This is a genomic window from Corynebacterium humireducens NBRC 106098 = DSM 45392 (assembly GCF_000819445.1).
GTDB classification, from domain to species: Bacteria; Actinomycetota; Actinomycetes; order Mycobacteriales; family Mycobacteriaceae; genus Corynebacterium; species Corynebacterium humireducens.
The window spans coordinates 1,242,440-1,267,230 of the sequence record NZ_CP005286.1; the positions used below are offsets into that span (position 1 = coordinate 1,242,440).

The 24,791-nt window shown below is 68.8% G+C and carries 23 protein-coding genes; 19 read left to right on the forward strand and 4 right to left on the reverse strand.

The window, feature by feature from the left end; translation table 11 throughout:
- Positions 1–17 precede the first annotated feature (17 nt).
- Complete coding sequence (locus B842_RS06220) at positions 18–932, reverse strand: DoxX family protein (RefSeq protein WP_040085750.1); 915 nt, start codon at positions 930–932, stop codon at positions 18–20.
- A 55-nt stretch (positions 933–987) separates the two neighbouring features.
- On the reverse strand, positions 988–1,590 hold the full coding sequence (locus B842_RS06225) for an MBL fold metallo-hydrolase (RefSeq protein WP_040085751.1): 603 nt from the start codon (positions 1,588–1,590) through the stop codon (positions 988–990).
- Between the two features lie 78 nt (positions 1,591–1,668).
- Here B842_RS06225 and uvrA point away from each other — a divergent pair, with 78 nt between their 5' ends.
- Both uvrA and B842_RS13435 read left to right on the forward strand, forming a co-directional pair.
- Complete coding sequence (gene uvrA / locus B842_RS06230; protein ID WP_040085752.1) at positions 1,669–4,521, forward strand: excinuclease ABC subunit UvrA; 2,853 nt, start codon at positions 1,669–1,671, stop codon at positions 4,519–4,521.
- Positions 4,518–5,243: a DUF1648 domain-containing protein gene (locus B842_RS13435; RefSeq protein ID WP_040085753.1), complete on the forward strand. Its 726-nt coding sequence runs from the start codon at positions 4,518–4,520 to the stop codon at positions 5,241–5,243. The genes uvrA and B842_RS13435 overlap by 4 nt, the downstream gene beginning before the upstream one ends.
- Here B842_RS13435 and B842_RS13680 read toward each other — a convergent pair.
- A complete protein-coding gene (locus tag B842_RS13680) occupies positions 5,130–7,052 on the reverse strand; it encodes a DUF2339 domain-containing protein (protein ID WP_052437788.1) in 1,923 nt (640 codons plus the stop codon). The genes B842_RS13435 and B842_RS13680 overlap by 114 nt on opposite strands.
- Before the next feature lie 87 nt (positions 7,053–7,139).
- Here B842_RS13680 and B842_RS13165 point away from each other — a divergent pair, with 87 nt between their 5' ends.
- From B842_RS13165 to B842_RS06280, 9 genes are all read left to right on the forward strand, one after another.
- Entirely contained in the window at positions 7,140–7,961 is an 822-nt protein-coding gene (locus tag B842_RS13165; protein ID WP_156119460.1) for a serine hydrolase, read from the forward strand.
- Positions 7,962–8,189: 228 nt separating this feature from the next.
- The gene (gene infC, locus B842_RS13440) at positions 8,190–8,756 is read left to right on the forward strand and encodes a translation initiation factor IF-3 (RefSeq protein WP_082028396.1); all 567 of its coding nucleotides are present in this window, start codon (positions 8,190–8,192) and stop codon (positions 8,754–8,756) included.
- Between the two features lie 36 nt (positions 8,757–8,792).
- Complete coding sequence (rpmI, locus tag B842_RS06250) at positions 8,793–8,987, forward strand: 50S ribosomal protein L35 (protein WP_040085755.1); 195 nt, start codon at positions 8,793–8,795, stop codon at positions 8,985–8,987.
- A gap of 52 nt (positions 8,988–9,039) precedes the next feature.
- Positions 9,040–9,426, forward strand: a complete 387-nt coding sequence (gene rplT, locus B842_RS06255; protein ID WP_040085756.1) for a 50S ribosomal protein L20 — start codon at positions 9,040–9,042, stop codon at positions 9,424–9,426.
- 163 nt (positions 9,427–9,589) lie between these two features.
- On the forward strand, positions 9,590–10,510 hold the full coding sequence (locus tag B842_RS13170; protein WP_052437790.1) for a type IV toxin-antitoxin system AbiEi family antitoxin domain-containing protein: 921 nt from the start codon (positions 9,590–9,592) through the stop codon (positions 10,508–10,510).
- A 109-nt stretch (positions 10,511–10,619) separates the two neighbouring features.
- Positions 10,620–11,438, forward strand: a complete 819-nt coding sequence (locus tag B842_RS06265) for a TrmH family RNA methyltransferase (RefSeq protein WP_040085757.1) — start codon at positions 10,620–10,622, stop codon at positions 11,436–11,438.
- A gap of 58 nt (positions 11,439–11,496) precedes the next feature.
- Complete coding sequence (gene pheS, locus B842_RS06270) at positions 11,497–12,543, forward strand: phenylalanine--tRNA ligase subunit alpha (RefSeq protein ID WP_040085758.1); 1,047 nt, start codon at positions 11,497–11,499, stop codon at positions 12,541–12,543.
- 28 nt (positions 12,544–12,571) lie between these two features.
- A complete protein-coding gene (gene pheT, locus B842_RS06275) occupies positions 12,572–15,082 on the forward strand; it encodes a phenylalanine--tRNA ligase subunit beta (RefSeq protein WP_040085759.1) in 2,511 nt (836 codons plus the stop codon).
- Positions 15,083–15,109: 27 nt separating this feature from the next.
- Positions 15,110–15,583, forward strand: coding sequence for a hypothetical protein (locus B842_RS06280; protein ID WP_040085760.1), 474 nt, complete (start codon positions 15,110–15,112; stop codon positions 15,581–15,583).
- A gap of 174 nt (positions 15,584–15,757) precedes the next feature.
- On the opposite strand, the gene B842_RS06285 is transcribed toward B842_RS06280, so the two are convergent.
- Positions 15,758–16,159, reverse strand: coding sequence for a hypothetical protein (locus B842_RS06285; RefSeq protein ID WP_061241384.1), 402 nt, complete (start codon positions 16,157–16,159; stop codon positions 15,758–15,760).
- A gap of 81 nt (positions 16,160–16,240) precedes the next feature.
- Here B842_RS06285 and argC point away from each other — a divergent pair, with 81 nt between their 5' ends.
- The 8 genes from argC to argH all read left to right on the forward strand — a co-directional run bounded on the left by argC (position 16,241) and on the right by argH (position 24,775).
- The gene (argC, locus tag B842_RS06290; protein WP_040085762.1) at positions 16,241–17,293 is read left to right on the forward strand and encodes an N-acetyl-gamma-glutamyl-phosphate reductase; all 1,053 of its coding nucleotides are present in this window, start codon (positions 16,241–16,243) and stop codon (positions 17,291–17,293) included.
- 34 nt (positions 17,294–17,327) lie between these two features.
- Positions 17,328–18,488, forward strand: a complete 1,161-nt coding sequence (gene argJ / locus B842_RS06295) for a bifunctional glutamate N-acetyltransferase/amino-acid acetyltransferase ArgJ (protein ID WP_040085763.1) — start codon at positions 17,328–17,330, stop codon at positions 18,486–18,488.
- A 9-nt stretch (positions 18,489–18,497) separates the two neighbouring features.
- Complete coding sequence (argB, locus tag B842_RS06300) at positions 18,498–19,436, forward strand: acetylglutamate kinase (RefSeq protein WP_040085764.1); 939 nt, start codon at positions 18,498–18,500, stop codon at positions 19,434–19,436.
- The gene (locus tag B842_RS06305) at positions 19,436–20,647 is read left to right on the forward strand and encodes an acetylornithine transaminase (protein ID WP_040085765.1); all 1,212 of its coding nucleotides are present in this window, start codon (positions 19,436–19,438) and stop codon (positions 20,645–20,647) included. The genes argB and B842_RS06305 overlap by 1 nt, the downstream gene beginning before the upstream one ends.
- Positions 20,648–20,649: 2 nt before the next feature.
- Entirely contained in the window at positions 20,650–21,603 is a 954-nt protein-coding gene (gene argF / locus B842_RS06310; protein ID WP_040085766.1) for an ornithine carbamoyltransferase, read from the forward strand.
- Positions 21,600–22,076: an arginine repressor gene (locus B842_RS06315; protein WP_040085767.1), complete on the forward strand. Its 477-nt coding sequence runs from the start codon at positions 21,600–21,602 to the stop codon at positions 22,074–22,076. The genes argF and B842_RS06315 overlap by 4 nt, the downstream gene beginning before the upstream one ends.
- Positions 22,077–22,138: 62 nt before the next feature.
- Positions 22,139–23,341, forward strand: coding sequence for an argininosuccinate synthase (locus B842_RS06320; RefSeq protein ID WP_040085768.1), 1,203 nt, complete (start codon positions 22,139–22,141; stop codon positions 23,339–23,341).
- Entirely contained in the window at positions 23,342–24,775 is a 1,434-nt protein-coding gene (gene argH / locus B842_RS06325; protein ID WP_040085769.1) for an argininosuccinate lyase, read from the forward strand.
- The last annotated feature ends 16 nt before the right edge of the window (positions 24,776–24,791 follow it).

Below are 24,791 nucleotides of genomic sequence, written 5' to 3' on the forward strand. Positions count from 1 at the left end.
GGTCTGGGTGCGGGGATCTAGCTGAGGACGTCGCCGATCTTCTTCTGTGCCTTGCCGATGGCCTTGTCGGCGCGGGCCTGCAGCTTGTCCGCGTTCTTGCGGGCCTGCTTGGCGGCGCGGCCGGACTTCTTCTCGGCGGCGACGAGGGCGTCGTCGGCACGCTCCTGGGCCTTGGCGGCGGCCTGGACGAAGCTCTTGCGGGCGGTGGCGGCGTTGTCCTGCGCGGCGGCCAGCCAGTCGTCCTTGTTGTCCTGGAAGTAGTCGGACACCTTGTGGGCGGTGCCGGCGGCCGCGGCGGTGGCGGCTGCGGCGGTCGCGGTGGCGGTGTCCTTCCACTCGTCCTTGTGGTCGACGTAGTAGTCCTGCGCGCGGTGGGCGTACTCGGTGACCTTGTCGGAGGCCTCCTCGAACCAGTCGCGGGCGGAGTCACCGAACTTCTCCGTCTCGGACTTGGTCGGCAGGGCCTTCTGGACCTTCTTGTTGGCCACGGCGGCGGCCTTGTTGGCGCGCCACTTCAGGCTCGGCTTACCGGCGGTGTCGACCGAGGTGATGGCCAGGCCGCCGAGCAGCGCCAGGTTGGTGAGGAAACCGGAGCGGCGGGCGTTGCGCTCGGCCTTGTCCTGGGTCTCCCAGAAGGCGTGGCGGGAGAGCATGGTCGGCACGGCCATGGCGGCCAGCACGGTGGCGGACAGGCGCGGCAGGAAGCCGACGGCGAGGGAGGCACCGGAGGCTACCTTGGCGCCGGCGACGGCACGGACGACGAGCTCCGGGTCGCGCGGGACGCGGCGCGCGTACTCGCGGGGGAGGATCGCGCGGGCGCGCTTGATCAGCAGCTCGGCGTGCTCCACGTGCTCGGAGGTGTTGAGGAGGCTGTCGGCTCCGTCGGCGATGTAGACGGAGGCGATCATGGGGCGGGCAATCTTGCGGATCATGGTTGTTCTCCCTTTATCTATGCGACGTTTTGTATTCCACTGTACTGAGGAATCGTCACCAGCGACGCTCCCACCAGTCGTCCAGGTGGGGCCTTTCCGCGCCGAGGGTGGTGCCTTCGCCGTGGCCAGGATGGACGATGGCGTCGTCGTCGTACCTGTCGAAGATTCGCTCCGAGACGTCCTTGAAGAGGCGCACGAAGTCACTCTCCGAGGTCGTTTTTCCGAGGCCGCCCGGGAAGAGGCTGTCGCCGACGAACAGGTGCGTCTGGCCGTCGATCTCGGCGGTGAGGGCGGCGCCGCCCGGCGTGTGGCCGCGCAGGATCGCGATGGGGAACTCGTGTCCGGCGAACGGCAGGGTGTCGCCGTGTTCGAGCTCCACGTCGACGTCCGCGGGCAGGGCGGGGGCGTCGAGGAAGGGGGCGTAGTGGGTGGCGCCGGTCTTCTCCAGGACCTCGACGAGCGCCCGGTGGTGGTCCGGGTGGCGGTGGGTGGTGAGCACGGCGGTGATCGTCGCCCCGGCCTCCTCGGCCATGCGGAGGAGGGCGGGGGCGTCGTCGGCGGCGTCGATGAGCAGGGCCTCGGAGCCGGCGACGAGGAGGTAGCAGTTGTTGTCCATCGGTGAGACGGAGATCTGGTGGAGGGTGAGAGTGTCGGTCATGCCACCCAGGGTAGCGACGCGCGGCCTCTCGGTACTATGTTCGAGGGAGACCCGACAACCGGACCGGAGGACCCATCTGTGGCTGACCGCCTCGTCGTGCGCGGAGCGCGCGAGCACAATCTCAAGGGCGTCGACATCGAACTGCCGCGTGACACGCTCGTGGTGTTCACCGGACTCTCCGGTTCGGGCAAGTCCTCCCTGGCGTTCGACACGATCTTCGCGGAGGGGCAGCGGCGCTACGTCGAGTCGCTGAGCTCCTACGCCCGCATGTTCCTCGGGCAGATGGACAAGCCGGACGTCGACTTCATCGACGGGCTCTCCCCGGCGGTGTCCATCGACCAGAAGTCGACCAACCGCAACCCGCGGTCGACGGTGGGCACGATCACCGAGATCTACGACTACCTCCGCCTGCTCTTCTCGCGGGCGGGCACCGCCCACTGCCCGGTGTGCGACGAGAGGATCGCCCGCCAGACCCCGCAGCAGATCGTCGACCAGGTCCTGGCGATGGAGGAGGGGCTGAAGTTCCAGGTCCTCGCCCCGGTCGTGCGCACCCGCAAGGGCGAGTTCGTGGACCTCTTCAAGGATCTCGCGGCGCAGGGCTTCGCGCGCGTGCGTGTCGACGGCGAGGTGTACCAGCTCACCGACCCCCCGACCCTGAAGAAGCAGATCAAGCACGATATCGACGTCGTGGTGGACCGGCTCCAGGTCAAGTCCTCGCAGCGGCAGCGCCTCACGGACTCCGTGGAGACCGCCCTCGCGCTCGCCGACGGCCTCGTGGCCCTCGAGTTCGTCAGCCGGCCGGAGGACGACCCGGACCGCTACATGATCTTCTCCGAGAAGCTCGCCTGCCCCAACGGTCACCAGCTCACCATCGACGAGCTCGAGCCGCGTGCGTTCTCCTTCAACTCCCCCTACGGTGCCTGCCCCGCCTGTGACGGCCTGGGCACCCGCACCGAGGTGGACCTCGACCTCATCATCCCGGACATCGACGCCCCCGTGATCCGCGCCGTCCAGCCGTGGACCTCGAGCCCGAACGCCGGCTACTTCGAGAAGCTCGTCGAGGGCCTGGCGAAGGCCCTCGACTTCGACCCGGAGACCCCGTACTCCGAGCTCACCCCCGCACAGCGCAAGGCACTCGTCCATGGTTCGGAGACCGAGGTCAGCGTCCGTTACAAGAACCGCTACGGGCGTGTGCGCAACTGGACCGCCCCCTTCGAGGGCGTCATGGCCTACCTTCACCGCAAGATCGACCAGGTGGAGAGCGAGTGGTCGAAGGAGCGTTTCCTCGCCTACACCCGTGAGGTCGCCTGCCCGACCTGTCAGGGGACCCGCCTCAAGCCGGAGATCCTGGCCGTGCGCCTGGAGTCGACGGCCCACGGCGAGCAGTCCATCGCGGGGCTCACCGAACTGTCCATCGCGGACGCCAGCGAGTTCCTCGACACCCTGGTCCTCGGCCGCCGCGAGGAGATGATCGCCGGTGCCGTGCTCAAGGAGATCCAGGCCCGCCTGCGCTTCCTCCTCGACGTCGGACTGTCCTACCTCACCCTCAACCGCGCCGCCGGCACCCTCTCGGGCGGCGAGGCCCAGCGTATCCGCCTGGCCACGCAGATCGGCTCCGGCCTGGCGGGCGTGCTCTACGTCCTCGACGAGCCCTCCATCGGACTGCACCAGCGGGACAACCAGCGGCTCATCGCCACCCTCAAGCGGCTGCGGGACATCGGCAACACGCTCATCGTCGTCGAGCACGACGAGGACACGATCCGGGCGGCCGACTGGCTCGTCGACATCGGCCCCCGGGCCGGCGAGTACGGCGGCGAGATCGTCTACCAGGGTGAACCCGCCGGAATCCTCGAGGCCGCGGACTCCGTCACCGGCGACTACCTCGCCGGCCGTCGCGTGCTCGGGGTGCCCGAGGAGCGGCGCCCCGTGGACCCGGAGCGGCAGCTCACGGTGATCGGGGCGCGGGAGAACAACCTGCAGGACATCGACGTGTCCATCCCGCTCGGCGTCCTGTGCTGCGTCACCGGCGTGTCCGGCTCGGGCAAGTCGACGCTGATCAACCAGATCCTGGCGAAGACGCTGTCCAACGAGCTCAACAAGGCCCGCCAGGTCCCGGGCCGCGCGAAGCGGGTCGAGGGTACCGGGCACCTGGACAAGCTGGTCCAGGTCGACCAGTCGCCCATCGGCCGCACCCCGCGGTCCAACCCGGCGACGTACACGGGCGTGTTCGACAAGATCCGCAAGCTCTTCGCCGAGACCACCGAGGCCAAGGTGCGCGGCTACAAGGCCGGCCGCTTCTCCTTCAACGTCAAGGGCGGCCGCTGCGAGGCGTGCCAGGGTGACGGCACCCTGAAGATCGAGATGAACTTCCTGCCGGACGTCTACGTCCCCTGCGAGGTCTGCGACGGCGCCCGCTACAACCGGGAGACACTCGAGGTCCGCTACAAGGGCCGCACCATCGCCGAGGTGCTCGACATGCCGATCTCCGAGGCGGCCGTGTTCTTCGAACCGATCAGCTCGATCCACCGCTACCTGCAGACGCTTGTCGACGTCGGCCTCGGCTACGTCCGCCTCGGGCAGTCCGCCACCACGCTGTCCGGTGGTGAGGCCCAGCGCGTGAAACTGGCCTCCGAGCTGCAGAAGCGCTCCCAGGGCCGCACCGTCTACATTCTCGACGAGCCGACGACCGGCCTCCACTTCGAGGACGTGCGCAAGCTCATGCTCGTCATCCAGGGCCTGGTGGACAAGGGTAACTCCGTCATCGTCATCGAGCACAACCTCGACGTGATCAAGGCTGCAGACTGGATCATCGACATGGGGCCGGAAGGCGGCTCCGGTGGTGGCCGCGTCGTCGCGGAGGGCACCCCGGAGCAGGTCGCCGAGGTGGAGGGCTCCTACACCGGGCAGTTCCTGGCTACCGTGTTGGCATGACACCCCCACCCGATCTGCCGCGCATCCGGGTCAACTGGTGGTGGATCCTGGCCACCGTCGCCGTGAGCGCCCTGGTGGCCGGCCACCTCCTCCGGGAGGTCTACCCGGGGCTCCCGGACCCGATGCCCGTCCACTGGAACGCCCGCGGGGAGGCGGACGGTGTCGCCGCGAAGTCGGTGGCCGGATTCCTGGGCATCGTGCTGATCGGGCCGGGGACCATCGTGCTGACCATGCTGGCGGTCGCCGGGCTGATCTCCCTGCAGTCGGCGTCGATCACCGAGAGGGGAGGGGCACGCACCCCGGCGGAGGCACGTCGCACCTGGCACACCCTCCGGGCGGCGCAGACCCACCTGGGCTGGTACCTGTTCGGCGTCAACGCGTCTGTGCTGGCGCTGCTGGTGCGCACCTACACCGGCGCTGACCAGGGGGTTGACCTGCCCGTGTTCCTGGCGGGGCTGGCGGGACTCACCGCGCTGCTCCTGCTGGTGCTCTACCGGGCGCAGCGGACCGCCGAGGAGAAGCACCCGCGTCCCGCCGCGGAACAGTCCCACTGGCGGGGTGGCATCTACCGGAACCCCGATGACCCGCGGCTGCTGGTCCCCAACGACTCAGGGATGAACCTCACCGTCAATCTCGGTCACCCGTCCGGGAAGCTCGTCCTCGGGCTGATCCTGGGTGGCCCGCTTCTCCTCGTGCTCGGCCTGCTGCTCGTGCTCCTGTGAGGGGCGTGCCCGGCGCGTCCGCAGGGACGCCATCGCCAGCAGCGCGACACCGGACACGAGGAAGGCCATGGCCCGTGGGAGCCCCTCCAGCGTGCCCAGGTCGAAGAAGACCAGCTTGACCACTCCGGCGACCGCCAGCACCATGCCCGCGCCCAGGGAACCCCGGTCGCTGAGGCCCGGGGCGGCGAGCAGGATCCACGCCGCCAGGACCATCCACAGGATGCTCACCAGGGCGTGGCCGACGAGGTAGCCGAGCCACATGCCGGAGGTCCCGGAGATGAGGTTGCCCAGCCAGGTGGCGGCGGTGACGAGGGCGACCATCGACAGGTGCAGCCCCGCGACGGCGAGGACGATCTGCGCCCACACGGGCAGAGGAGCGAGAGCCTTCCGCCGCGAGATGACCACCCCGAGGAAGACCGCGATGAGACCCGCCTGGACCAGCGCGATGTGGTCGGTGAGCCACAGCGGGGACTTGCCCAGCACGTTCCGGGAGAGGTCGAAGGTGACCGTCAGGGCGGCGCCGAGCCAGAAGGCCCACGGCCACACCCGGCCCTCCCCGCTGGCCTCCAGCCAGAGGACGGTGACGACGGCCGCGAGGAAGAAGAGGGCGACGACGATGGTGGCGTCGATACGCGCGCCCGCCCCGAAGGGTGGGGTGTTCTCCCAGACGAGGACGAAGGCGACGGCCGTGGCGCAGACCGCGACCATCTCGAGCAGTTGCTCGTGCCGGTGGCCGAGGAAGGCCAGGGCGACCGTGGCGGGGACGAGCAGCCAGATCGCCCAGGCGTCGGCGGCGACCGGGGTCGCGAACAACAGCAGGAGCAGGGGCACCACGAAGACGGTGAGCAGGTCCGCACGGTCGTCGGGGCTCGGTTGACGCAGGGTGACCGTCGCGAAGGCGAGGGCGGAACCCATGGCGAGCAGCGCGAGGACGATCGCCGTGGTCTGCGTAGGACCCGACCAGGTCGAGAGGACGTCCATCGACAGCCAGAGCTGCACGAACAAGGCCGCGACGCCGGACATGACCCGGATCGCCGGACGCCGGAGGACGGTGGTGACGGCCAGCAGCGTGAGCGGCATGAGAGCGACGATCCACGTCGTCGGGGTGAAGGCCTCGAAGAAGGTGGGGACGACGAGGAGCGTCGACAGGCCGGCGAAGAACGCCACCCACTCCAGTCGGCGGATGACCGACACCGCCAGGAACACCACCCACACCGCCATGAGGGCCAGGGTGGCCGCCCACGCCGGCCACCACTCGAGCACCAGCCAGAGGGCGGCGAGGATGACCGCCGACGCCAGCCAGGAGGTGACGAAGAGGGCGGTCACGCCGGCGGCCATGCCGGCGGTGTCACGATCCGTGACCCGGTGCCGGTAGCCGTCCAGCCACAGACCTGCACCGAAGAGGGCGAGGGCCAGCAGCGTCGACAGCAGCACCCTGCCCAGCGGGCCGAGCAGACCCATCTGGATGGCCAGGGCCACCGCCAGTCCCACGCCGGCGACCGTGATGAGCGATCCCGCCACGGCGACCGCACGGATGACCTTCGTCTCGGTCGGCACCGGAGGCTTGGACGGCTTCGGGGGCTTGGCTGGCTTCCCGTACTTAAGGGGCGGGGGAGGCGGACCCTGGACGGGGGCCATCACCGGCACCTCCGCCGGGGCCTCTGTCGGGGCCTCGGCCCGCGCCGCCTCGGACTGCCGGTTGAGGACGGCGTCGAGCGAGCGACGGGCGTCGGCAAGCGCTGCCTCGGCGGCCTCGAGCCGTCGCAGGGTGAGTCGCAGTTCCATGGAGTCGCGGGGATCGACGGTCATGGGTCCAGACTATGGCTTTTCACGGTGGCGTGGCGACCGCTGCGACGAATACTGTCCTGCGCGCCTGAGAGGGTATAGTTCCCGCACGTGAACACGTGGTTTTCGGGTCTCGCGCGGGTGGCGTCACGCGCCGTGCCGGCGCTTCTCGGCGTCGGCCTGCTGGCCGGTTGCGTCTCCGACGGCGCGGCGGAGGAGAACGTGTCGCCGGAGTCGGCCGCGGACTCCTCCCTTCTCACCGCGGAGGAGCTGCGTCAGGAGCTGCGTGCCCTGGCCCGGGAGGTCGGTGACGGGTACGGCGGGCGCGTCGGCATCGCCGTGGCCACCGCGGACGGCGTCACGCACGTCGGTCTGACCGGGAACTCGTGGTCCTGGTCGACTATCAAGGTGCCCGTGGCCGTGGTGGCGGACCGGGAGGAGGTGGCGACGGAGGCGTTGATCGGGGCGTCGATAAGCAGTTCCGACAACGCCGCCGCCTACCAGCTCTCCCGCGCCATCGACGGTGACCTGGGGGACCTCCCGCACACGCCCGAACTGGAGGCGTTGCCGGGGGAGACGAAGTGGTCGCTCGTGGAGCAGGCGCAGTTCGCCGCGGAGCTGCCGTGCCTGGACACGGTCGGGACGACGTACGCGGCGATGGCGGACATCGTCGACTGGCAGCAGTACGGGCTGGCGGAGATCCCGGACGCGCACTTCAAGGGCGGCTGGGGCGGTGACACGTCAAGGGTGTACACGGTCCGGCAGCTCGGCACGGTGCCGGTGGGGAAGGGGGTCGTCGGGCTGGCGGTGATCACGCACCCGGACGACAACTCGCATGACACGGCCGTGGAGATCCTCGACGCGGTCGGCAGTGGACTCGCGGAACTCATCGAGGCTGGCGCGATCGGTCCGGCGGTCACCTGCACGTCGTGATTTGGCTTCCGCGTCAGGGGATGTTAAGGTATTCCCCACTACCACCCGTGCGCCTTCTCCAGGGGCTCGGGCCACAAGCGGAGATCATCCCACCTCAGGCCGCCGGTTCAGCCGGTTGGATACAGGTCAAGAGTAGGTCAGCCCCTCGGGCTGTCTTATTTTGAGAGATCTCCCGCCGTCGGACAGTAAACGACAGGCGGGTTTTTCTCGTGGGGGAAATCCTCGCAGGTGGCACGGTATGTTTCACGAAACCCGCTACTTGAGGAGTCACACATCAGCGCTGAAGCTCGCATTAATGAGCGTATCCGAGTTCCCGAGGTCCGCCTTGTCGGCCCGGGCGGTGAGCAGGTCGGTATCGTCCGCACGGATGATGCCCGCAAGCTCGCATACGAGGCAGATCTCGACCTGGTTGAGGTCGCCCCGAACGCGAAGCCGCCGGTCGCGAAGATCATGGACTACGGAAAGTTCAAGTACGAGCAGGCCCAGAAGGCCCGCGAGTCCCGCAAGAACCAGCAGCAGACTGTGGTCAAGGAGCAGAAGTTCCGTCCCAAGATCGACGACCACGATTACGAGACGAAAAAGGGCAACGTGATCCGCTTCCTGGAGAAGGGATCCAAGGTCAAGGTGACCATCATGTTCCGCGGTCGTGAGCAGTCGCGTCCGGAGCTCGGCTTCCGGCTCCTGGAGCGCCTGGCAGAGGATGTCAAGGAGTACGGCATCGTCGAGACCCGCGCCAAGCAGGACGGCCGCAACATGACCATGGTGATCGGACCGCTCCGCAAGGGCAAGAAGTAGACACCGTTCCAACCGGGATTTAAGGACTTAATTCTCATGAAGCAGAAGACCCACAAGGGCACCGCCAAGCGCGTGAAGATCACCGGCTCCGGCAAGCTGCGCCGCGAGCAGGCCGGCCGTCGCCACCTCCTCGAGGGCAAGCCGTCCACCCGCACCCGTCGCCTGAAGGGCACCGTTGACGTGGCCCCGGCCGACGTCAAGCGCATGAAGCGCCTCCTCGGCAAGGCTTAAGACAAGCCGCCTTTCCACCCCACACCCCGAAATCGTTTAAGGAAGTATCACCGTGGCACGTGTCAAGCGGTCCGTCAACGCCAAGAAGAAGCGTCGCGCAATCCTGAAGTCCGCCAAGGGCTACCGCGGCCAGCGCTCCCGCCTTTACCGCAAGGCCAAGGAGCAGTGGCTGCACTCCATGACCTACTCCTACCGCGACCGTCGCGCTCGCAAGTCGGAGTTCCGTAAGCTGTGGATCCAGCGCATCAACGCTGCCGCCCGCATGAACGACATCACCTACAACCGCCTCATCCACGGCCTGCGCCTGGCTGAGATCGATGTCGACCGCAAGATCCTCGCCGAGCTGGCCGTCAGCGACTTCGCTGCCTTCTCCGCTCTCTGCGAGGCTGCCAAGGCTGCCCTGCCGGAGGACGTCAACGCTCCGGTCGCCGCTGCCTAAAGCTGCTTTTCGACGCCCCGCTGGTCCCTGATCAGCGGGGCTTCGGCGTTTTCGTCACACGGCCCGGTGGGGGAGAGGGGTGTTGGGCGGTCTGGGGCGCCCAGGGTGTGTGACGTTGTGGTCGGGCGGGAACCTATCGCCCGGGGTGGCAGTCCAATAGGGCATGACACCCGAGGGGGACTACTGGACCACAGACGACCTCAGACGGCAGGGGCTGAGTGACAGCGACATCCGCCGACTGCACCGGCAGGGGCGGATCCACCGGCTGGTGCACGGGCTCTACACGAGGGAACCACCCGAAGGGGTGACGGTCGCCCGGGCGCTGGCCCACCGCTATCCGGACCTGACGTTCACCGGACACACGGCGTTGAGCATCCGCGGGCACCGTGCGACCTTCCTCCTGCCGACGACCGGGGTGGTGCCGGCGGGCCACCGCGCCCTGGACTCCGGGTACCTCGTCGCGCCCCGGAGCCGCGCGATCCAACGGCACACGCACGACGGGCTGCCCGTAGTGTCGTCGGTCGCGGCGGTCGCCGGGGACACCTGGCTGAACAGGCTCTCGCGTATCGAGGCACTGGAGAAGGACTACGCCGGTTTCGACGGAAGAGACAGGTTCGAGACCGACTGTCAGGCGTTGTCCGCGGGGCAACGGAGAAACCTGGAACCGCTGCTGAAGAGGACCGTCATCGGTGCCTCGAGCCGGATGGAGCGGCTCTTCCACCTGGATGTCCGGGGGATGGGGCTGGACGCCATCCCGAACTTCCGTTTCGGGCCGTACACGTGGGACCTCGGCTTCCCTGAGGCCACGACGCTGGTTGACCTGGACAGCGCCCGATTCCACACCTCCGAGAATGAACGCAGCTTCATGATCGACCGGTGGAAGGCGAACCACGCCGAGATGGCGGGCTGGGGCCATCTGCAGTTCACCGACCTCTGCCTCGATGACCCGCTGGCCCGGAAGGCCGCCCTGCAGGAGATTCGGGCTCTGGTGGAGCATCGGCGGCACCTTCCGGCGCCGACGGGAGTGCCCGGTCGGGTGACCGAGGGTCTGTGGGACATCCACGGAGGGCTGAAGGGGACGTGAGTGCCGTTTCGTCACACGGCGTGGTTCGAGAGGAGTCCTGCGGGGCCGATATAGAGGGGTGGGCGTGCGACAGAACGGCAGCCCGGGGCCCGCTGCTAGCCTGAGATCCATGACTCTCGACTTCACTGAACCCTTCACAGAGCGCACCCCGCGCGTCGTCAATGCGGCGAAGCTGCAGCGGGCGGCGGGGCGTCGTAAAGCCAACCAGTTCATCGTCGAGGGGGAGAACGCGGTCGAGGCCGCCGTGGCGACGGGGGCGGCGCGGGACGTGTTCGTCACCGAGCAGGCGGCCCGGCGCTTCGAGGAGATCCTCATCACCTGCGGGCACATGGGCGTGTACGTGCACCCCATCAGCGACAGGGCCGCGAAGTCGCTGTCCGACACCGTGACCACAACCGGCATCTTCGCGGTCTGTGAACCGGTGCTGTGGACCGTCGGCAAGGCGCTGCGGGGGCGTCCGCGCCTGGTGTCGGTGCCGGTGGAGACCTCCGAGCCCGGCAACGCCGGCACGCTGATCCGGGTGGCGGACGCGATGGGCGCCGACGCCGTCGTCTTCGCCGGCGAGACCACCGACCCGCAGTCGAGCAAGTCCGCCCGCGCCTCCGCCGGGTCACTGTTCCACCTGCCGGTGGCCCGCAACACCAACGTGAAGGACGTCCTCGGGCAGCTGCGTTCGGCGGGCCTGCAGATCCTCGCGACCGCCGCCGACGGGGAGGTGGAGCTGGACAATGCGGAGGAGCTGCTCACGAAGCCGACCGCATGGCTGTTCGGCAACGAGGCCCACGGGCTGGGGGAGGAGCTGCTCGGTCTCGCGGACCACCGGGTGCGCATCCCGATCCGGGGGCGCGCGGAATCCCTCAACCTGGCGACGGCGGCGTCGATCTGCCTCTACGAGTCCGCCAAGGCCCAGGCGCGTGCGAACCGCTGACGTAGGTATGCTGTACAGGTCTGAAATTTAGCGCCGATCGTGAAAAGGGTAAGGCCACGTGTCTGACACTCCGGAAATTGAACTGACCGAGGCGGGGCTCAACGCTGCCGCGGACCAGGCTGTCGCTGCCTTCGACTCCGCGACCAGCCTGGAGGAGCTCGCCGTCGCACGCCGCGACCATCTCGGCGACGACGCCCCGATCCCGCAGGCCCGCCGTTCCCTCGGCACCCTGCCCAAGGATCAGCGCAAGGACGCCGGCCGTCTGGTGAACATGGCGCGGGGCCGCGTCGAGAAGCACTACGCCGAGGTCCTGGCGGAGCTTGAGGTCAAGCAGCGCGCGGAGCAGCTCAAGGCCGAGAAGGTCGACGTCACCGTGCCGACCACCCGTCGGCAGGTCGGTGCGCTGCACCCGATCACCTCGCTCATGGAGACCATCTCCGACATCTTCCTCGGCATGGGCTGGGAGATCGAGGACGGCCCGGAGGTCGAGGCCGAGTACTTCAACTTCGACTCCCTGAACTTCCTCCCGGACCACCCGGCCCGCACCCTGCAGGACACCTTCCACGTCGGCGCCGAGGACTCCCTCCAGGTGCTGCGCACCCACACCTCCCCGGTGCAGGTCCGCTCCATGTTCGACCGTGACGTGCCGCTCTACATCGCGTGCCCCGGCCGGGTGTTCCGCACCGACGAGCTCGACGCCACCCACACGCCGGTGTTCCACCAGGTGGAGGGCCTGGCGGTGGACAAGGGCCTGACCATGGCCCACCTGCGCGGCACCCTCGACCACCTGGCCAAGACCCTGTTCGGCCCGGAGACGAAGACCCGCATGCGCTCCAACTACTTCCCGTTCACCGAGCCCTCCGCCGAGGTCGACGTGTGGTTCCCGAACAAGAAGGGCGGCGCCGGCTGGATCGAGTGGGGCGGCTGCGGCATGGTCCACCCGAACGTGCTGCGCGCGGTGGGCGTCGACCCGGAGGTCTACACCGGCTTCGCGTTCGGCATGGGCCTGGAGCGCACCCTCCAGTTCCGCAACGGCCTCGCCGACATGCGCGACATGGTCGAGGGCGACGTCCGATTCACCCTGCCGTTCGGCATCCAGAAGTAAACCCCCGGTTCAGAGAGGAACATAAGTAATGCTGCTTGCACAGAACTGGGTCACCGGACTGCTGCGTCACGCCAACCCGTCCTTCGGCGTCTCCGCCGAGGAGCTCGACGCCGGCTACGTCCGCGTCGGCTTCGAGACCGAGGGCTACGAGGCCATCCCCGAGACCACCGGACCGCTGGTGTTCGGCGTGGTCAAGGACATCAAGGAGCTCACCGAGTTCAAGAAGCCCATCCGCTACTGCCAGGTCGACGTCGGCGACGCCAACGGAACCGGCGAGCTGCAGGGCATCGTCTGCGGCGCCACCAACTTCGTCGAGGGCGACACCGTCGTCGTCGCGCTGCCGGGCGCCGTGCTGCCGGGCAACTTCCGGATCGCCGCCCGCAAGACCTACGACCACATCTCCGACGGCATGATCTGCTCCGCCGCGGAGCTGGGCCTCACCGACAAGTCCGCCGGCATCCAGACCTTCGACCCGACCTCAGGCCAGCCGGGCGAGGACGCCCGCGAGGCCCTCGGCCTGGCCGACACCGTCTTCGACGTCAACGTCACCCCGGACCGCGGCTACGCCCTGTCCGCCCGCGGCCTGTCCCGCGAGCTGGCCTCCGCCTTCGACCTGCAGTACACCGACGTGGCCCACGAGCCGGGCGTCGCCGGCATCGACCTGTCCGGCGTCCCGGAGGCGACCGGCGAGCTGCTGAACATCGACGTGCGCCCGGAGACCAGCACCGTCCGCTTCGGTCTGCGCAAGGTCACCGGCATCGACCCGCAGGCGCAGTCCCCGTTCTGGCTGCAGCGTGAGCTCATGCTCTCCGGCCAGCGCCCGGTCAACGCCGCCACCGACGTGACCAACTACGTCATGCTGCTGCTGGGCCAGCCGATGCACGCCTTCGACGCCGCGAAGATCTCCGGCGGCCTGCTCGTTCGCAACGCCTCCGCCGGCGAGAAGTTCGAGACCCTCGACCACGTCGAGCGCACCCTCGACGCCGCCGACGTGGTCATCTGCGACGACACCGGCATTCAGTCGCTGGCCGGCGTCATGGGCGGCACCCTCTCCGAGATCGCCGACGACACCACCGACGTCTACTTCGAGGCCGCCACCTGGGACCCGCTGACCGTCGCACGCACCTCGCGCCGTCACAAGCTCACCTCCGAGGCGTCGCGACGCTTCGAGCGGGGCGTCGACCCGGCTGTCGTCGAGGTCGCCCTCGACATGGCCTGCGCCCTGCTCGTCGACATCGCCGGCGGAGAGATCGCGGCCGAGCGCACCATCGTCGGTGACGTCCCGGCCATGCCGACCATCACCATGGACGTCAACCACCCGGCCGACCTCGCCGGCGTGGACTACTCCCGGGAGACCGTCATCGCCCGCCTCGAGGAGGTCGGCTGCACCGTCGCCGTCTCCTCCTGCGGCGGTAAGCTCGAGGTCACCCCGCCGACCTGGCGCGGCGACCTGACGATCCCGGCAGACCTGGTCGAGGAGGTCCTGCGTCTCGAGGGCCTCGAGGACATCCCGCTGGTCCTGCCGACCCCGGTCGGTGGCCGTGGCCTCACCCCGGCGCAGCGCCGCCGCCGTGCCGTCGAGCACGCGCTGGCCTACAACGGCTACGCGGAGATCCTGCCGAGCCCGTTCATCGCCAACGACACCTTCGACGTGTGGGGCCTGGACGCGGACGACGAGCGTCGCAACGCCGTGAAGGTGCAGAACCCGCTGGAGGCCGACCGCGCGATCCTGGGCACCACGCTGCTGCCGACCATGCTGGACGCCGTGGTGCGCAACGTGGCCCGCGGCCGCAACGACGTCGCCCTCTTCGGTCTGCAGCAGGTGGCCTTCAAGCGTGCCGACGCCTCCCCGATGCCGTCGGTCGCCGCCCGCCCCTCGGAGGCGGAGATCACCGAGCTCGTCGAGTCCCTCCCTTACCAGCCGCTGCACGTGTCCACCGTCGCCACCGGCCAGATCGAGTACGAGGGTCCGTGGGGTGAGGGCCGCGACTACACCTGGGCCGACGCCATCGAGTCCGCCCGCGTGGTCGCCCGCGCCGCCGACGTCGAGCTCGACGTGCAGTCCGTGGAGCACCTGCCCTGGCACCCGGGCCGCTGCGCCGCCCTGCTTGTCGACGGCGTCGTCGTCGGCCACGCCGGCGAGCTTCACCCGCAGATCCTCGAGGCCCTCGGCCTGCCGGCGCGCACCTGCGCCATGGAGATGGACCTCACCGCGGTGCCGCTGACCGAGAACTTCCCGGCCCCGGTCCTGTCGAGCTACCCGGCCCTGCACCAGGACATCGCCCTGGTCGTCGACGAGTCCGTCCCGGCCGAGGACGTCCGTCGGGTCGTCGCCGAGGGTGCCGGTGATCTGCTGGAGGAGGTCGAGCTTTTCGACGTCTACCGTTCCGAGCAGCTCGGCGAGGGCCGGAAGTCGCTCGCCTTCTCCCTCCTTTTCCGCGCCGGTGACCGCACCCTCACCGATGAGGAGGCCAACGAGCGTCGTCTCGCGGCCGCTGAACTGGCGAAGGTGCGCTTCGGCGCAGAAATGCGTGCGTAGGCAAGCATGTGTCAGTAGGGTCGGGGCATGACCAACTCACGTCGTGCCCTGACCCTTCTCTCTGTCCCCGTCATGTCCGCCGCCGTGCTGGTGGGCGGCGCCTCCGCCGCCTCCGCCGCGGAAGGTGACGTGCAGTTCACCAATGCCGCCGGTGACGTCCGTTGCGACGTCGTCATGACCGAGGGCGGGCCCCACGTCATCTGCGTCAGTGACGGGGCCCGCAAGACCATGCCCGAATGCAACCCGCCGGAGGAGAAGATCCCGGCCGTCATCGTCGAGCCCGGCGCCGCCGGCGTCGTCGGCTGCTGGAACCAGGGGCTGACCGGCCCCGAGCAGGCACTCGGCCCCGGCCAGCTGGGCAACGCCCACGGGGTGAGCGTGTTTGCCGACCCGTTCGGTGGCCTGCACGTGCTCTCCGAATCCCTCAACTACGTCGCCTACGCGGGACCGACCGTGGTGGGCAACAACGTCACGTCGATGAGCTCGCAGCTGAGCTCCTAGCGCTGCCGCGATGCGCCAGGTGACCACGTCCCTGATCCCCCTGTCCGACCCGCGACAGTCCGGTTGCGTTCACCGGGTTGCCGACGGACGGGGACACGATCGGGGACGTGGACTTTTTGTGCGGGGAACCACCGACCTCCAGCGTGGAGTGAGGGTTCGCAGGGGACCATCAGATCACGGTGAGGATCTGTGGAACCTGCGGAATGCAGCGATCAGGGAGAGCACCACCCAGCTCACCCCTGTGACCTGAAAGAACAGGGCCGGGTGAAAGATCGTGGGGGTGTCGCGGAGGGGAATCGTCCACAGGTAGGAGAAGACCAGGATTCCGCCGCCGACCACCGCTGGAAATACCGACTCGAACCAGAGCGGACGATATCTGAAGGTGCAGATGATCTGCACGGTCAGCGCGACTGCGAACAGGGCCAGCGATGCAAGAAGGACACTGATGGCCAGGGGTGAAAAGTCCGTTCCGTCGGGTCCTGTCGACGCGGAGGCTGCGTAGGCACAGGCGGAAGCTGACAACACGAGGATGATTCGTGTGATCGAATGTGGCGGCCTGCCCGTCATGTCGCTCATGCCTCCGACCTTAAGTGAGGCAGGGAAATTCACCCGCTGCATACTTTTCATCCGACTGCATAAAGTGCTACACTGTCCCTCATGACGATCAAGGTTGCAGTCGCTGGTGCCACGGGCTACGCGGGCGGGGAGATCCTCCGCCTCCTCCTCGGGCACCCCTCCTACATCTCCGGTGAGCTGGAGATCGGTGCGCTGACCGCGGGTTCCTCCGCCGGGCAGCAGGTGGCCGGTCTCATGCCGCACCTGCCGCAGCTGGCGGACCGCGTCATCGAGGACACGAACCCCGAGACCCTCGGTGGCCACGATGTCGTGTTCCTGGCTCTCCCGCACGGCCACTCCGGCCCCATCGGGCAGGCGCTGTCCGAGTCCCACCCGGACACGGTGGTGATCGACTGCGCCGCTGACTTCCGCCTCAAGGAGGCGGGGGAGTGGGAGCACTACTACGGTTCCGAGCACGCCGGCACCTGGCCCTACGGCATCCCGGAGCTGCCGGGCCACCGCGAGGAGCTGCAGGGCGCCAAGCGGATCGCCGTCCCCGGCTGCTTCCCGACGGGCGCCACCCTCGCCGCCCTGCCCGCCGTCGCGGGCGGACTCATCGTCCCGGATCTGTCCATCGTCTCCATCACCGGTGTCTCCGGTGCCGGCAAGAAGGCCGCTGTGGGGCTGCTGGGTTCCGAGGTCATGGGCAACCTGCGCGCCTACAACACCGCGGGCAAGCACCGTCACACCCCGGAGGTCGTCCAGAACCTCTCCGAGGTCACTGACGAGGAGGTCACGGTCTCCTTCACCCCGGTGCTGGCACCGCTGCCGCGCGGCATCCTCACCACCATCACCGCCCCGCTCAAGGAGGGCGTCACCGCCCAGGCGGCCTACGAGACCTACCGCGCCTTCTACTCCGAGGAGCCCTTCGTGCACCTGCTGCCGGAGGGCCAGCAGCCGGAGACGCAGAACGTCACCGGCACCAACATGTGCCACCTGCAGGTCGAGGTCAACGAGCGAGCCGGCGTGCTTCTCATGACCGCCGCCATCGACAACCTCACCAAGGGCACCGGCGGCGCTGCCGTCCAGTGCATGAACCTGGCGCTCGGCCTCGATGAGACCGCTGGCCTGCCCATGGCCGCCGTCGCCCCCTGATCCCACCCCACCAACCCCCCGGAAAGTCACCCCCATGAGCACCACCGGCATCACCGCCCCGGCAGGTTTCACCGCCGCCGCCCTCACCGCAGGCATCAAGCCCTCGGGCAACCCTGACATGGCCCTCGTGGTCAACAACGGCCCTGAGTTCAACGCCGCCGCGGTGTTCACCCGCAACCGTGTCGTCGCCTCCCCGGTGAAGATCTCCCGCGAGGCGGTCGCCGACGGGCAGGTCCGGGCCGTCCTCTTCAACGCCGGTAACGCCAACGCCTGCAACGGTGTGCAGGGCGACAGGGATGCACGTGCCTCCGTGGAGCAGGTGGCCGAGCTGCTCGGCGTCGAGCCCACCGACGTCGGCGTGTGCTCTACCGGGCTGATCGGCGAACTGCTGCCGATGGACAAGGTGCGGGCGGGCGTCGAGAAGCTTGTGCCGGGTCTGGGTGACCACGGCAACGCCGCGGCGGAGGCCATCATGACCACTGACCTGGTCGCCAAGGAGACCATTGTCAAGGGCGAGGGCTGGACCCTGGGTGGAATGGGGAAGGGCGTCGGAATGATGAGCCCGTCCCTGGCCACCATGCTCGTCTGCTTCACCACCGACGCATCCGCGACCCCGGAGATGCTCGACGAGGCACTCCGCGCGGCGTCGAAGGTCACCTTCGACACCCTCGACATCGACGGCTCCACCTCCACGAACGACACCGTCTTCCTCCTCGCCTCCGGCGCCTCCGGCGTCACCCCGAGCCAGGAGGAGCTCAACGCCGCGGTGCTTGAGGCCAGCGAGGACATCGCCCGCCAGATGCAGGCCGACGCCGAGGGAGTGACCAAGCGCGTCACCGTCACCGTCGAGGGCACCTCCACCGACGAGCAGGCCGTCAACGCGGCCCGCACCCTGGCCCGCGACAACCTGTTCAAGTGTGCGATGTTCGGCTCCGACCCCAACTGGGGCCGTGTGCTCGCGGCCGTCGGCATGGCCGACGCCGACATGGACCCGGACCGGATCTCCGTGTACTTCAACGGCCAGGCCGTGTGCGAGAACACCACGGGCACGCCGAACGCCCGCGAGGTCGACCTCTCGGGCGCGGACATCGACGTGCTGGTCAACCTGGGCGTCGACGGCCCGGGCCGCGCGACCGTCCGCACCACGGACCTCAGCCACGACTACGTCCACATCAACTCCGCCTACTCCAGCTAGGAACCAGACATGGAAACCCTGAAGAAGCTCAGCAACGAGGCCCGCGCGCATGTGCTGGCCGAGGCCCTGCCCTGGCTGCAGCACTTCCGCGACAAGATCGTCGTGGTCAAGTACGGCGGCAACGCGATGGTCGACGAGGACCTCAAGGCCGCCTTCGCCGCGGACATGGTCCTGCTGCGCACCGTCGGCGCCAAGCCGGTCGTCGTCCACGGTGGTGGCCCGCAGATCTCCAGCATGCTCCGCCGACTCGGCCTGGAGGGGGAGTTCAAGGGCGGATTCCGCGTGACCACCCCGGAGGTCATGGAGATCGTCCGCATGGTGCTCTTCGGCCAGGTCGGCCGCGACCTCGTCGGACTGATCAACTCGCACGGCCCCTACGCCGTCGGCACCTCGGGCGAGGACGCTGGCCTGTTCACCGCGCAGAAGCGCCTGGTCGAGGTCGGGGGAGTCCCCACCGACATCGGCCTGGTCGGTGACATCGTGGACGTCAACCCCGCTGCGCTCATGGACATCGTCGAGTCCGGGCGTATCCCCGTGGTGTCCACCATCGCCCCCGACGAGAACGGCGAGGTCTACAACATCAACGCCGACACCGCCGCGGGAGCCCTCGCGGAGGCCATCGGCGCGGAACGTCTGCTCATCCTCACCAACGTGGAGGGCCTGTACACCGACTGGCCGAACAAGGACTCGCTGCTGTCGAAGATCGAGACCTCCGAGCTGGAGGCGATCCTGCCGAAGCTGGACTCCGGGATGATCCCCAAGATGGAGTCCTGCCTCCGGGCCGTGCAGGGCGGGGTCTCCGCCGCCCACGTCATCGACGGCCGAATCGCCCACTCCGTCATTCTCGAGCTGCTCACCATGGGCGGCATCGGCACCATGGTGCTGCCCGACAACTACGACCGCGAGAACTACCCCGCCGGCACAGTCTTCAGAAAGGACGCCCAGTGATGAGCGACTCCATCCCCCAGTCCAGCGCGACGCTGAGCCAGTGGAACGAGGTGCTGATGAACAACTACGGCACCCCTCCGGTGGAACTGGTCTCCGGCAAGGGCGCCACCGTCCGGGATTCCCAGGGAAGGGTCCACATCGACCTCCTCGCCGGCATCGCCGTCAACGCCCTGGGCCACGCCCACCCGGCGATCATCGAGGCCGTCAGCCACCAGCTCGGACAGCTGGGCCACGTGTCGAACCTCTTCGCCACCGCCCCGGTGGTCAAGGCGGCGGAGACCCTCAAGCAGCGCGTCGGCGACGACTCCGCGCGTGTGTTCTTCTGCAACTCCGGCGCCGAGGCCAACGAGGCCGCGTTCAAGCTGGCCCGCCTGACCGGCCGTTCCCGCATCCTGGCCGCCGTCAATGGCTTCCACGGCCGCACCATGGGCTCCCTGGCCCTGACCGGTCAGCCGGACAAGCGCCGCCCCTTCGCGCCGCTGCCCGCGGGCGTCGAGTTCTACCCCTACGGTGACATCGAGTACCTGACCAAGCTTGTCGAGTCGGACCCCACCGACGTGGCCGCCATCTTCCTGGAGCCCGTCCAGGGCGAGACGGGCGTCATCCCGGCACCCGCCGGATTCCTGCAGGCCATCCGCGACCTCTGTGACACCCACGGCATCCTCATGGTCACCGACGAGGTGCAGACCGGCGTCGGCCGTACCGGCACCTTCTTCGCGTTCCAGCACGACAACGTCCTCCCGGACGTCATCACCATGGCCAAGGGACTGGGTGGCGGCATCCCGATCGGCGCCACCATCGCCCGCGGCAGGGCCGCCGAGCTCTTCCAGCCCGGCGCCCACGGCACGACCTTCGGCGGCAACCCGGTGGCCTGCGCCGCCGCGAACGCGGTGCTGGAGATCGTCGACGAGTCCTTCTGCGAGCAGGTCGGCCGCACCGGCGAGTTCTTCGCCGAGAAGCTGCGTGCCATCCCGGGCGTCACCGAGGTCCGGGGACGGGGCCTCATGCTCGGCGTGGTGCTCGAGCAGCCCGTCGCCAAGCAGGCCGTGGCCAAGGGCTTCGACCACGGACTCATCCTCAACGCCCCGGCGGAGGACGTCATCCGGCTCACGCCGCCCCTGATCATCACGGACGAGGAGATGAACGCGGCCGTCGAGAAGCTCACCGCACTCCTCGCTGAACTGACCACCGACCTCCCGAAGGAGGACTGACCATGACCCCCAACGTCCGGCACTTCCTGGCCGACGACGACCTCAGCCCGGCCGAGCAGGCCGAGGTGCTGCAGCTGGCGGCGGAACTGAAGAAGAACCCGCTGGCGAAGCGCCCGCTGGAGGGGCCGCTGTCCGTGGCGGTCCTCTTCGACAAGACCTCCACCCGCACCCGTTTCTCCTTCGACGCCGGCATCGCCCACCTGGGCGGCCACGCGATCGTCGTGGACTCGGGCAAGACCCAGATGGGCAAGGGCGAGACCTACCAGGACACCGGCGCGGTGCTGTCCCGTTACGTGGAGATGATCGTCTGGCGCACCTACGCGCACCAGAACTTCCACGAGCTGGCGGAGACCGCCACGGTGCCGATCGTCAACTCCCTGTCCGATGACCTGCACCCCTGCCAGATCCTGGCGGACCTGCAGACCTGCGTGGAGAACCTCTGCCCCGAGCAGGGCCCCGCGGGTCTCAGGGGCCGCAAGGCGGTCTACCTGGGCGACGGCGACAACAACATGGCCAACTCCTACATGATCGGCTTCGCCACCGCCGGGATGGACATCTCCATCATCGCGCCGGAGGGTTTCCAGCCGAAGCAGGAGTTCGTCGAGCGGGCGCAGCGTCGCGCGGCGGAGACCGGCGCCACCGTGACCGTCACGGCGGACGTTGCCGAGGTGGCCGGCGCGGACGTGGTCATCACCGACACCTGGGTGTCGATGGGCATGGAGTCCGACGGCAAGGACCGCCGCACCCCGTTCCTGCCGTACCAGGTCACCGGTGAGATCATGGCGCAGGCCGGCGAGGACGCGATCTTCCTCCACTGCCTGCCGGCGTACCGCGGCAACGAGGTCACCGCCGAGGTCATCGACGGACCGCAGTCGCGCGTCTTCGACGAGGCCGAGAACCGTCTGCACGCGCAGAAGGCCCTCATGGTCTGGCTGCTGGAGAATCAGCCGGAATGACCGTGCCAGTCTCCCGCACCGCCCGGCAGGGCAAGATCCTGGAGATCCTCGCGAAGACGCGGGTCTCCAGCCAGGTGCAGCTCTCCGAACTGCTTCTCGACGAAGGCGTGGACATCACCCAGGCCACCCTGTCGAGGGACCTCGACGAACTCGGCGCCAAGAAGATCCGCCCCGACCAGGGACGGGCCTTCTACGTGGTGGGGCACGTCGAGAAGCATCTCGCGGAACAGCTGTCCGGGCCGAGGGAGAAGCTGCGCCGCATGCTCGACGAGCTGGTTGTCGCGGTGGACCACTCGGCCAACATTGCGGTGCTGCGCACCCCGCCGGGGGCGGCGCAGTACCTGGCGAGCTTCATCGACCGCGTCGGACTCGACGAGGTCGTGGGCTCCATCGCCGGCGACGACACCATCTTCGTCCTGGCCCGCGAACCCCTCACGGGCCGCGAGCTGGGGGAGCTGCTCACCGGCTCCTGAGCCCCCGGTATCCTCGGATACCAGATACTTCCCATAATTCATTCACCCAAGGAGAAACCCACATGTCTGCACGCGTCGTCCTCGCCTACTCCGGCGGCCTCGACACCACCGTCGCCATCCCGTACCTGGCCAAGATGACCGGCGGCGAGGTTGTCGCCGTGTCCCTCGACCTCGGTCAGGGCGGCGAGGACATGGAGTCCGTGCGCCAGCGCGCCCTGGACTCCGGTGCCGTCGAGTCCATCGTGATCGACGCCCGCGACGAGTTCGCCGAGGAGTACTGCCTGCCGACCATCAAGGCCAACGGCATGTACATGAAGCAGTACCCGCTCGTGTCCGCCATCTCCCGCCCGCTGATCGTCAAGCACCTCGTCGAGGCCGCCAAGGAGCACGGCGGCACCCACGTCTCCCACGGCTGCACCGGCAAGGGCAACGACCAGGTCCGCTTCGAGGTCGGCTTCCGCGACACCAACCCGGACCTGGAGATCATCGCCCCGGCCCGCGACTACGCCTGGACCCGTGACAAGGCCATCGCCTTCGCCGAGGAGATTGACCTGCCGATCGAGCAGTCCGCCTCCTCCCCGTTCTCCATCGACCAGAACGTGTGGGGCCGCGCCATCGAGACCGGCTACCTCGAGGACCTGTGGAACGCCCCGACCAAGGACATCTACGCCTACACCGAGGAGCCGACCCTGGGCAACGCCCCGGATGAGGTCATCATCTCCTTCGAGGCCGGCAAGCCGGTCGCCATCGACGGCCGCCCGGTCACCATGCTGGAGGCCATCGAGGAGCTCAACCGCCGCGGCGGCGCCCAGGGCGTCGGCCGTCTGGACATGGTCGAGGACCGCCTCGTCGGCATCAAGTCCCGCGAGATCTACGAGGCACCGGGTGCCATGATCCTCATCAAGGCCCACGAGGCCATGGAGGACGTCACCCTGGAGCGTGAGCTCGCCCGCTACAAGCGTCTCGTCGACGCCCGCTGGGCCGAGGAGGTCTACGACGGTCTGTGGTTCGGTCCGCTGAAGCGCTCCCTCGACGCCTTCATCGAGTCCACCCAGGAGCACGTCACCGGCGACATCCGCCTGGTGCTGCACGCCGGTTCCATCACCGTCAACGGCCGTCGTTCCAACCACTCGCTGTACGACTTCAACCTGGCGACCTACGACTCCGGCGACACCTTCGACCAGACCATGGCGAAGGGCTTCGTCAAGCTGCACGGCCTCTCCTCGGAGATCGCCAACAAGCGTGACCGCGAGGCGCAGAACTAAATGGAACAGCACGGAACCAACGAGGGTGCCCTCTGGGGCGGCCGGTTCTCCGGCGGCCCGTCGGAGGCCATGTTCGCCCTGAGTGTGTCCACCCACTTCGACTGGGTGCTCGCCCCCTACGACGTCCTCGCCTCCAAGGCGCACGCCAGGGTCCTGCACTCCGCGGGTCTGCTGTCCGACGCCGACCTGGAGACCATGCTCGCGGGCCTGGACCAGCTCGGCCGTGACGTCGCCGCCGGCACCTTCGGCCCCGAGCCGACCGACGAGGACGTCCACGGCGCGATGGAGCGCGGCCTCATCGACCGTGTCGGCCCGGAGGTCGGCGGTCGTCTGCGTGCGGGTCGCTCCCGCAACGACCAGGTGGCCACCCTCTTCCGCATGTGGGTGCGCGACGCGGTGCGTGACATCGCCGTCGGCGTCACCGAGCTTGTCGACGCCCTCGTCGACCAGGCCGCCGCCCACCCCGACGCCATCATGCCGGGCAAGACCCACTTCCAGGCCGCGCAGCCGGTGCTGCTCGCGCACCAGCTGCTGGCGCATGCCCAGCCGCTGCTGCGTGACATCGAGCGCATCCGCGACCTGGACCGCCGTCTGGCTGTCTCGCCCTACGGTTCGGGCGCCCTGGCGGGGTCCTCCCTGCAGCTCAACCCCGAGGCGATCGCCGCGGAGCTGGGCTTCGACTCGGCGGCGGACAACTCCATCGACGCCACCTCCTCGCGTGACTTCGCCTCTGAGACGGCCTTCGTGCTGGCCCAGATCGCGGTCGACATGTCGCGTTTGGCGGAGGAGATCATCGCGTGGTGCACCCCGGAGTTCGGCTACGTCACGCTCTCCGACGCCTGGTCCACGGGCTCGTCGATCATGCCGCAGAAGAAGAACCCCGACGTCGCGGAACTGACCCGCGGCAAGACGGGCCGTCTCATCGGCAACCTGGCCGGTCTCCTGGCCACGCTCAAGGCGCAGCCGCTGGCGTACAACCGCGACCTGCAGGAAGACAAGGAGCCCATCGTCGACTCGGTGGCCCAGCTCAACCTGCTGCTGCCGGCGATGACCGGCCTGGTGGCGACGCTGACCTTCCACGAGGACCGCATGCGCGAGCTGGCCCCGGCCGGTTTCACGCTGGCGACCGACCTCGCCGAGTGGATGGTGCGCGAGGGCGTGCCGTTCCGCGAGGCTCACGAGGCCTCCGGCGCCTGCGTCCGCATCGCGGAGGCCCGGGGCGTCGGCCTGGACGAGCTGACGGACGAGGAGCTGCAGGGCGTCGACAAGCGTCTGACCCCGGCCGTGCGTGAGGTGCTCACCATCGACGGCGCCGTCGCCTCCCGTGCGACCCGCGGCGGTACCGCGGGCGTGCGCGTCGCTGAGCAGCGTGAGCGGGTGGCCGCGGCCTCCCGTGAGCACCACACCTGGGCGACCACCCCGGTGAGGAGTTAGTTCCCGCTCGAGTGGC

Bases quoted from the DNA above. Each gene is read 5' to 3' on its own strand.
- B842_RS06220 (WP_040085750.1), bottom strand. From the start codon at position 932: ATGATCCGCAAGATTGCCCGCCCCATGATCGCCTCCGTCTACATCGCC.
- B842_RS06225 (WP_040085751.1), bottom strand. From the start codon at position 1,590: ATGACCGACACTCTCACCCTCCACCAGATCTCCGTCTCACCGATGGAC.
- B842_RS13435 (WP_040085753.1), top strand. From the start codon at position 4,518: ATGACACCCCCACCCGATCTGCCGCGCATCCGGGTCAACTGGTGGTGG.
- B842_RS13680 (WP_052437788.1), bottom strand. From the start codon at position 7,052: ATGACCGTCGATCCCCGCGACTCCATGGAACTGCGACTCACCCTGCGA.
- rpmI (WP_040085755.1), top strand. From the start codon at position 8,793: ATGAAGCAGAAGACCCACAAGGGCACCGCCAAGCGCGTGAAGATCACC.
- B842_RS13170 (WP_052437790.1), top strand. From the start codon at position 9,590: ATGACACCCGAGGGGGACTACTGGACCACAGACGACCTCAGACGGCAG.
- B842_RS06265 (WP_040085757.1), top strand. From the start codon at position 10,620: ATGACTCTCGACTTCACTGAACCCTTCACAGAGCGCACCCCGCGCGTC.
- pheT (WP_040085759.1), top strand. From the start codon at position 12,572: ATGCTGCTTGCACAGAACTGGGTCACCGGACTGCTGCGTCACGCCAAC.
- B842_RS06280 (WP_040085760.1), top strand. From the start codon at position 15,110: ATGACCAACTCACGTCGTGCCCTGACCCTTCTCTCTGTCCCCGTCATG.
- B842_RS06285 (WP_061241384.1), bottom strand. From the start codon at position 16,159: ATGAGCGACATGACGGGCAGGCCGCCACATTCGATCACACGAATCATC.
- argC (WP_040085762.1), top strand. From the start codon at position 16,241: ATGACGATCAAGGTTGCAGTCGCTGGTGCCACGGGCTACGCGGGCGGG.
- argJ (WP_040085763.1), top strand. From the start codon at position 17,328: ATGAGCACCACCGGCATCACCGCCCCGGCAGGTTTCACCGCCGCCGCC.
- argB (WP_040085764.1), top strand. From the start codon at position 18,498: ATGGAAACCCTGAAGAAGCTCAGCAACGAGGCCCGCGCGCATGTGCTG.
- B842_RS06305 (WP_040085765.1), top strand. From the start codon at position 19,436: ATGAGCGACTCCATCCCCCAGTCCAGCGCGACGCTGAGCCAGTGGAAC.
- argF (WP_040085766.1), top strand. From the start codon at position 20,650: ATGACCCCCAACGTCCGGCACTTCCTGGCCGACGACGACCTCAGCCCG.
- B842_RS06315 (WP_040085767.1), top strand. From the start codon at position 21,600: ATGACCGTGCCAGTCTCCCGCACCGCCCGGCAGGGCAAGATCCTGGAG.
- B842_RS06320 (WP_040085768.1), top strand. From the start codon at position 22,139: ATGTCTGCACGCGTCGTCCTCGCCTACTCCGGCGGCCTCGACACCACC.
- argH (WP_040085769.1), top strand. From the start codon at position 23,342: ATGGAACAGCACGGAACCAACGAGGGTGCCCTCTGGGGCGGCCGGTTC.